The sequence below is a fragment of the Microvirga sp. HS2 genome (assembly GCF_055792805.1).
In genome coordinates this window covers 1-7,503 of record NZ_JBVVAJ010000071.1, presented here as the reverse complement: position 1 = coordinate 7,503, position 7,503 = coordinate 1, and the positions used below count along the sequence as shown (strand labels likewise).

Genomic DNA, 7,503 nt, shown 5'->3' with positions numbered 1-7,503 from the left:
TAAAACGGCAGCGGTCGCAAGCAGCGGCCGGCGTCCCGAGATCTTCATGGTCCTCATCATTCTCTCCTGTATCGGACCGTCTGGCGGATCATCGCGGTCCGTCATCGGATGAAGGCTTTGTACCCCCGAGCCCCCAAGTGCTATTTGCTGCAGCGCAAACAGTCCGCCGAATGCGGCCGAAGCTGCCCAATTTTTACTGAACATCTTCAATGATTTGATCCAGATCAAATCATGCGTGCACTGCGGTCGGAAAGCCGCCGGATCATATTGAGCAAGCGCAAGGAACGTATTGGATTTCCTGTAAGCCCCATGCAGGAAGGGCTGACAGCCTCCCGAGGAGGTCCGTCGCATGCGAGGGTTTGCACCATGAAAGGCGACCTGAGAACCCGATACGGCGAGGAGCGGCTTCCCCGCAACACGAGCTATCCGACGGCGCCGCAGTTCTCCGACGCGATCGGCATGATGCCTATGGGAACTGGCTGGCGCCCCTACTGGCCGGGACGAGCACCTCGCTTTATCTCCACGTGCCGTTCTGCCGCTCCATGTGCTGGTACTGCGGTTGCCACACCACCATTACCCGGAGGGATGCGCCGATTTTGGAGTACCTGGAGGTCCTCCGCCGTGAGATTGGGCTCGTCGCGGAGCGCCTGACGGGTCCGCTACCGGTTCGCCGTGTCCACTTCGGCGGGGGACGCCGACAATCATGGAGCCGTCCGAGCTTCTCGGTCTCATGGCCCTGATGCGGCGGAGGCTTGCCTTCGACGAGACGACCGAGGTCGCGGTCGAGATCGATCCGCGCACGCTGACCCGCACCATGACGGCGGCACTCGGGGAGGTGGGGATCATCCGCGCCAGCCTTGGCGTGCAGAGCTTTGATCCAGTGGTGCAGGGCGCGATCAACCGCATCCAGAGCTTCGAGCAGACGGCGCGGGCGACGGAAGGATTGCGCGCCGCATGCGTGCGCGGCGTCAACTTCGACCTGATCAATGGTTTGCCGCACCAGACGGTGGCGTCCTGTGTCGAGACGGTGCGCAGGAGCGTCGAGTTGCGCCCCGAACGCTTCTCGGTTTCGGATACGCGCACATCCCCACATTCAAGAAGCACCAGCGCAACATCGACGAGGCCGCGCTGCCGGACGGTGCCGCGCGCTACGAGCAGGTGGAGGCCATCGCCGCCGATAGTGTCGTGAGAGATGCGTCGGATGTCGGTGGATCGAGGAAGGTGTGGAGCGGTGATCGACTCCACCCTTGGCCTGCTGCCGGACTTCCTCAGGCGGCGCGACTGATGCGAACCCGCCAGAGGTCTGGTCCCTCTTCCTGATAATCCCACCCGAACTCGCCCGCACGCTCCACATTAAACTGGTAGAACAGCGGCCGGGGGCGTGATCGTTGACGAGCGCGAAGGCCTCGCCCGGGACGAGCTGGTCAAAGGTATTGAAGATCAACGGATGGCGCATCCGTGGCATGATCTGACGGACATCGATGGCGGTTCCGGTGACATTGCAACTGCACATCAGGAGGTGTTCCTTGCTGCGCGGCCGGGTGTCCCGGGGCCGCGGGCGGTGATGAGGTAAGGCGTCCAGGCGGATCCTGGCAGCGTTGGCGTCGCTGCGGGAGGTGCTCTGAGACCAGCTCGCATGGTGCCGCGCGGTCTTCGATCCTCCGCTTCGACGGCCGGACCTTGGCTGGCCGGACCTCCGTCTTCTTTGCTCTGCCTCAAACGAAACACCAATTGGCGGGCCGCTCCGTTCCGGTTCTTGTCACCGCGCAAAGAGCGCCAGTCTGGAGCCTGCTAGTTGTGAGACAACACAAGAATGCGACTTTGGAGGCGATCATGCCTGTCGAATCCACCCAACTCGTCGACGACGTCATGCGGCAATGGTCGGCGACGATCCGGGTTTTCCTGAACCACAAGATGCGCTGCGTCGGCTGCCCGATTGCCTGCTTCCACAGTGTGGACGATGCCTGCCGCGAGCACGGAACGGACCGCGCGCGGTTCCTGGCGGACCTGCGAGCCGCCATCGCAGCAGAGCCAGCGCCCAAGCCGGAGCCTGAGCTTGTTGCGGCCCACTGGCCTACGGGCTCCTGAGGGGCCATTCGCGGCCGATCAAGGCCCGTTGCCTCCAAACCTGTGAATGCCTTCAAGACATCAGGGAGGTGTTCATGCGTCTTGAAGATGTGGCTGGTTGGCAAGCCAACGGGCTCGGCGACGCCAGAGCGGAGATTCAGGGTGGAGAGGATCCTGCAACGGGCGGGGCAGACGAGCCGACGCGCCCCGTAGCTCTCGGGTGCTCCGGATGTGCCGAGGTCGGCTACTGCCGCCGTGGCCTGGGTCGAAATGAGGTGCTGTCGGATTGAAACGACTCTTCGGCAGCGTACTAGGTTGGCAAGGATCGACAAGAGGACCTAAACAGAAGATCCCCCGAGCCCGCCCCACGGCCCGGCGAGAACCGGAATTTCTAGGTTGAGCAGATCGATGGCCCGGCGCGCCGTGTGATCGATGATGTCCATGACTGATTGGGGCCGACGGTAATAGGCCGGCACCGGAGGTGCGATGATGGCTCCGATCTCTGTGGCCACGGCCATCGTGCGGATATGCCCCAGATGCAGTGGCGTCTCGCGCGTCAGAAGGACGAGCCTCCGCCGCTCCTTGAGGTGGACGTCGGCCGCGCGCACGAGAAGGTTGTCCGCCGCGCTTGTCGCAATGGCCGACAGGGTCCGCATCGAGCAAGGCGCAACGATCATTCCCGAAGTGCGAAACGAGCCGCTGGCAAGCGTCGCGCCGATGTCATCTATGGGATGGCGGCAGGATGCAAGGGCTTCCACCCGGCTCAGCGCATCATGACCCACTTCATGGCCGATCGTGCGCTCTCCACTCCGGGAGACGACAAGATGGGTTTCACAGCCTGCTGTGGCGAGGAGTTCGACGATCCGGATGCCGAGCATGGCGCCTGATGCGCCGCTGATGCCAATCACGACGCGGGGCGGGGAGCTCATGCGACGCTCCCGAGCGAGGCTTGGCCGAGCCCGAGACTGTTCCAGATTGCGTCGACCCGGGCTATGACAGCGGGCCCCATTCGGAGCACCTCGCCCCATTCGCGGTCCGTCTCAGGACCGATCTTGTTCGTGGCGTCAATACCGAGCTTGCCGCCCAAGCCTGCCTGGGGCGATGCAAAGTCCAGATAATCGATGGGCGTGGCGCTGATCGTGACGAGGTCGCGGGAGGGATCCGAGCGAGTCGCGACGGCCCACATTACGTCATCCCACGAGCGCACATTGATGTCGTCGTCCACCAGGATGAGGAGCTTCGTATAGGTGAACTGAGGAAGCAGCGACCACAATCCAAGCATCACGCGCCGGGCTTGTCCGGCATAGCGCTTGGCGATGGACACGACGGCGATCCGATAGGAGCATGCCTCCGGCGGCAGCCAAGCGTCCCGGACTTCCGGGAACTGACGCCGCAGAAGTGGAACAAATAGTTCGTTGAGCGCCTCGCCGATGCGGGAGGGCTCGTCCGGTGCCCGCCCGGTGAAGGTCGACAGATAAATCGGGTCTGCACGCATGGTGATCGCCGTCACATGCATGACGGGAAACGGCTCGACGGCATTGTAGTAGCCCGTGTGGTCGCCAAAGGGCCCTTCCGGTGCGGTCTCGGCGGCGGATACGAAGCCCTCGATGACGATCTCCGCCTCCGCCGGCACGACCAGAGGGACGCTCGCGCAGGGCATGAGCCTGGGACGCTGACTCCGCAGGAGGCCCGAGAAGCGCAGCTCGGACAGGGTTTCCGGAAGGGGCATAACGGCTGAGAGGATGGTGGAAGGGTCCGCGCCAACCACGACCGCCACCGGCATGGGCTCACCGATGGCTTTCCAACAGTGATGGTGGCGCGCGCCGCCGCGGTGCGCGAGCCAGCGCATGATGGCCTTGTCACGCTCGAGCACCTGCATGCGGTAGACCCCGACATTGTAGTCGTCCACGCTCGTGCTGTCCGGCGGGCGTGTCACCACCAGCGGCCAAGTGATGAGCGGCGCCGGCTCGCCCGGCCAGCAGATCTGGACTGGAAGCCGCATCAGATCGACCGCGTCACCCGTCAGCACCGTTCGCTTTCCTGCACTGGTTTCCTTAGGGCGCATCGAAAGGGCCGCCCGCGCCAGGGGTAGCTTGCTCCAGGCATCCGCAAAGGTCTGTGGCGGACGAGGCTCGCGCAACTCGGCAAGGCCCTCACCCAGTTCTCGCAAGCGGTTGGGCTGCACGCCGAGGCCCCAGGCGACGCGCTCGACGGTGCCGAACAGATTCACCAGGATCGACATCTCCGCCGGTCTGCCGTCCGGCTGCCGTGCCTTCTCGAACAGCAGGGCCGGTCCATGCTCCCGAAGCACACGACGATGAATCTCGGTGATCTCGTGCGCCACCGACACCGGCTCCCGGATCCGCACGAGTTGGCCTCGCTCCTCAAGGAAAGCCATGAAGTCGCGCAGGTCGCAAAAGGGGGGAAGGTCACGGTATGGCATGGAGGCCCCAGCTGAAGAACACCGCCTCGTTGGGGCAGGGGAGTGCCTCTGTCTTTGCTCCAGCGCAAACACGAGCTTGGCAGTTTCGGCTAAGGCAGCTCCGAGGATGCTCCAATGACCCCATCGCACAGATCTGCCGCGGCCTTCCCGGCCTTTGTTTTCATCGCCTTGCGGCCTCTCCCCTTGGGGCCGCTCCAGCTGCTCCTGTCGGCTGTGCTGCGTCGGATCGTACGTCATCACCCGCGCATGTTCGAGCGCCTCGGCTCGTATGCCGGGAAACGCTACGGACTGACTCCGTCGGATTTGCCATTTGCCTTCATCCTGAACACGGCGCCGCAAGACCCCCGGATTGCGGTTGTGCGTTCCCTCCCTGACCGGCTGGACGCCAGGATCTCCGGTCCACTTCGCGCCCTAGTGGGCATGGCCGACGGCTCCTTTGACGGTGACGCGCTGTTTTTCTCCCGGACCATCGTGGTCGAGGGGGACATGGAGGCCGTGCTGGCGCTCCGGAATGCCGTGGATGACGCAGGGGTGAACGTTCTGCGCGAGGCTGCGGCCCTGTTCGGCCCGTTGGGCCAATTGGGTGAGGCGCTGCTTCGGCATCGGACAGGCCAGCGCGTTGCGGGGCAGGCTGACCACGCGCCATCAGAATCCGGGAAGGCTTCGTCATGGAACTGATCTGCCCAGCCGGCACGCCATCCTCCCTGCGCACGGCCGTCGATGCCGGCGCGGATGCGGTCTATTGCGGCTTTCGCAACGAGACAAATGCGCGGAACTTCCCCGGGCTGAACTTCAGTCCCGATGAGCTCGCCGAGGGCGTGGCCTATGCGCACCGGCGCGGCGCCAAAGTGCTTGTGGCCATCAACACCTTCCCTCGTGCTGGAGCCATTGGCCTGTGGCACCAGGCGATCGATGATGCAGTGGAAGCCGACGTCGACGCGCTCATTCTCTGCGATATCGGTCTGATGGCCTATGCATCGGAACGCCATCCCGGCACGCGCCTGCACGTTTCTGTCCAGGCGGCCGCGTCCAATGTGGACGCGATCCGCTTCTATGTGGAGCGGTTCAATGCCAAGCGGGTAGTTCTGCCCCGCGTGCTGAGCGTGCCCGAGATTGCCGCGATCACGCGCGCGACCTCTTGCGAGGTGGAGGTGTTCGTGTTCGGGGGGCTGTGCGTTATGGCGGAGGGGCGCTGTTCGCTCTCGTCCTATGCCACGGGCCTCTCGCCGAATATGAACGGCGTGTGCTCGCCGGCAAGTCATGTCGCCTATGAGGAGGCCGAGGGCACGGTCACATCCCGCTTGGGCGGCTTCACGATCAATCAGTTCGGGAAGGGCGAACCGGCCGCCTATCCGACCCTGTGCAAAGGGCGCTTCAGGACCGAGCTGTCAACCGGGTACGTCTTCGAGGATCCGGTCAGTCTTGACGCGGCAACGCTTCTGCCAGGCCTGCGGGACGCAGGCGTGGCAGCGCTGAAGATCGAGGGGCGGCAGCGCAGCCGTGCTTACATCGAAAATGTGGTACGCTCCTTTCGCGGCGCGTTGGCGGCTCTGGAGCAGGGGCGTCCGATCCCGGCGGGGATGCTCCAGCCGATGAGCGAGGGGCAGAGCAACACGCTCGGCGCCTATCGCAAGACCTGGCGCTGAACAGTGGGAGCGACATCATGAAACTGACACTCGGGCCGGTCCTGTACAACTGGGAACCGGAGGTCTGGCGGGACTTCTATTTCAGGATCGCCGACGAAGCCCCGGTCGACACAGTCTGCGTCGGCGAGGTCGTGTGCTCGAAGCGGCTTCCGTTTTTTCAGGATCTGGTGCCGGAGGTGGTGGACCGCCTCGTCTCGGCTGGCAAGGCGGTGATGTTGAGCTCGCTGGCCCTCGTCACCTTGGAAAGGGAGCGCCGGCAGACGTCGTCCCTGGCGCGCGACGCGGATCTTCTCGTCGAGGCGAATGATGTGACTGCCCTGACTCACCTGGCGGGGCGCCCGCACGCGATTGGCCCCTACGTCAATGTCTACAACGAGGCGACCTTGGCTTGGCTGGCTTCCAATGGGGCCCGACGCGTCTGTCTGGCCCCCGAACTGCCCGCAGCCTCCATCGCCGCCCTGGCGACAGAATGTTCGAATGTGGAGTTGGAGGTTTGGTCCTTTGGGCGCGTGCCACTTGCCATTTCCGCGCGCTGCTACCATGCCCGTCTGCACAAACTGACGAAGGACAATTGCCAGTTCGTCTGCGGCAAGGATCCGGATGGTCTACCGACCGACACTTTGGATGGCCAGGAGTTTCTGACCGTCAACGGCGTTCAGACGCTCTCGTCGACCTACGCCAATCTGATTGAGAACCTTCCGGATCTGGCGTCGATAGGCGTTGCGGCCTGTCGGCTCTCGCCGCAGACCTGCGACATGGTCGCCGTCGCTAATGCCTTCCGGGACGTTGCCGATGGAGCTCTCGACCCTGACGAGGGCAAGCATGCTCTCGACCTTGTGTGCGGTGGCGTCTCTTTCTCGAACGGGTTTTTCAGCAGCAGCGCTGGCGCCCGATACAGTACTGGAGCCACTCCCAGCCGCGGTTAGGTCGGTCATCGCACTGAATTTGCGCTGGAGCAAAGTAACGCAGGAAACCTGTTGCAGCATCATCAAACAGCATGAAGGTGTCCATGGGTTTGATGACCAGAATCACGCGTTGGCTGTCCAGTCGGCGGAAAGGCCAGGAACTGCCTTTCCTTGACGCGGATGAGCTTGGTGCGCTCGCCCGGGACGTCGGACTCTCCCCGGACCAGCTCACCCGGCCGACGGCGCGTGCCGCCGGAGAACGGCTGCCGCTGCTCCTCGACGCCGTCGGGCTCGCCCCCGAGAGGGTTGGGCGCACGCATGTGTCGGCCGAACTGAGAAACTGACCCCCTGACGAAACGAAGAACTGACCCCTCCTTGGCAGAGGAGGAATAGATGTCGACCGGGGTTTCAGTGGATCCTGCATTGTCGCGGACGATGCGGA

At 64.0% G+C, this 7,503-nt stretch carries 9 protein-coding genes and 2 pseudogenes; 6 read left to right on the top strand and 5 right to left on the bottom strand.

From position 1 onward, the window contains the following. On the bottom strand, positions 1-351 hold a 351-nt coding region (locus tag ACS5Q0_RS27080), incomplete at its 3' end, for a hypothetical protein (RefSeq protein ID WP_473129729.1). Positions 352-366: 15 nt separating this feature from the next. On the opposite strand from ACS5Q0_RS27080, the pseudogene ACS5Q0_RS27075 reads away from it, so the two are divergent. Beyond that, positions 367-1,209, top strand: a pseudogene (locus ACS5Q0_RS27075) (radical SAM protein); the annotation flags it as partial. A 59-nt stretch (positions 1,210-1,268) separates the two neighbouring features. On the opposite strand, the pseudogene ACS5Q0_RS27070 reads toward ACS5Q0_RS27075, so the two are convergent. Continuing rightward, positions 1,269-1,456: pseudogene (locus ACS5Q0_RS27070) on the bottom strand (DUF2249 domain-containing protein). A gap of 377 nt (positions 1,457-1,833) precedes the next feature. On the opposite strand from ACS5Q0_RS27070, the gene ACS5Q0_RS27065 reads away from it, so the two are divergent. Both ACS5Q0_RS27065 and ACS5Q0_RS27060 read left to right on the top strand, forming a co-directional pair. After that, a complete protein-coding gene (locus tag ACS5Q0_RS27065; protein ID WP_473129728.1) occupies positions 1,834-2,088 on the top strand; it encodes a DUF1858 domain-containing protein in 255 nt (84 codons plus the stop codon). A 74-nt stretch (positions 2,089-2,162) separates the two neighbouring features. After that, positions 2,163-2,357, top strand: a complete 195-nt coding sequence (locus tag ACS5Q0_RS27060) for a hypothetical protein (protein ID WP_473129727.1) — start codon at positions 2,163-2,165, stop codon at positions 2,355-2,357. A 48-nt stretch (positions 2,358-2,405) separates the two neighbouring features. Here the strand turns inward: ACS5Q0_RS27060 and ACS5Q0_RS27055 are convergent, their stop codons facing one another. Beyond that, the gene (locus ACS5Q0_RS27055) at positions 2,406-2,996 is read right to left on the bottom strand and encodes a UbiX family flavin prenyltransferase (protein ID WP_473129726.1); all 591 of its coding nucleotides are present in this window, start codon (positions 2,994-2,996) and stop codon (positions 2,406-2,408) included. Continuing rightward, positions 2,993-4,510, bottom strand: coding sequence for a UbiD family decarboxylase (locus ACS5Q0_RS27050; protein WP_473129725.1), 1,518 nt, complete (start codon positions 4,508-4,510; stop codon positions 2,993-2,995). Before ACS5Q0_RS27050 ends, ACS5Q0_RS27055 begins: the two co-directional genes overlap by 4 nt. 114 nt (positions 4,511-4,624) lie before the next feature. Here ACS5Q0_RS27050 and ubiT point away from each other — a divergent pair, with 114 nt between their 5' ends. Genes ubiT through ubiV form a run of 3 tightly spaced genes read left to right on the top strand, consistent with a single transcriptional unit; the run spans position 4,625 to position 7,082 of the window. After that, positions 4,625-5,188 (top strand): ubiquinone anaerobic biosynthesis accessory factor UbiT, encoded by a 564-nt coding sequence (ubiT, locus tag ACS5Q0_RS27045; protein WP_473129724.1) that lies wholly within the window; start codon positions 4,625-4,627, stop codon positions 5,186-5,188. Beyond that, positions 5,179-6,156, top strand: coding sequence for a ubiquinone anaerobic biosynthesis protein UbiU (gene ubiU / locus ACS5Q0_RS27040; RefSeq protein WP_473129723.1), 978 nt, complete (start codon positions 5,179-5,181; stop codon positions 6,154-6,156). The genes ubiT and ubiU overlap by 10 nt, the downstream gene beginning before the upstream one ends. A 17-nt stretch (positions 6,157-6,173) precedes the next feature. Next, positions 6,174-7,082, top strand: coding sequence for a ubiquinone anaerobic biosynthesis protein UbiV (gene ubiV / locus ACS5Q0_RS27035; RefSeq protein WP_473129722.1), 909 nt, complete (start codon positions 6,174-6,176; stop codon positions 7,080-7,082). 62 nt (positions 7,083-7,144) lie between these two features. Here the strand turns inward: ubiV and ACS5Q0_RS27030 are convergent. Continuing rightward, positions 7,145-7,503 (bottom strand): hypothetical protein (locus ACS5Q0_RS27030; RefSeq protein WP_473129721.1); only part of this gene is annotated, 359 nt, incomplete at its 5' end.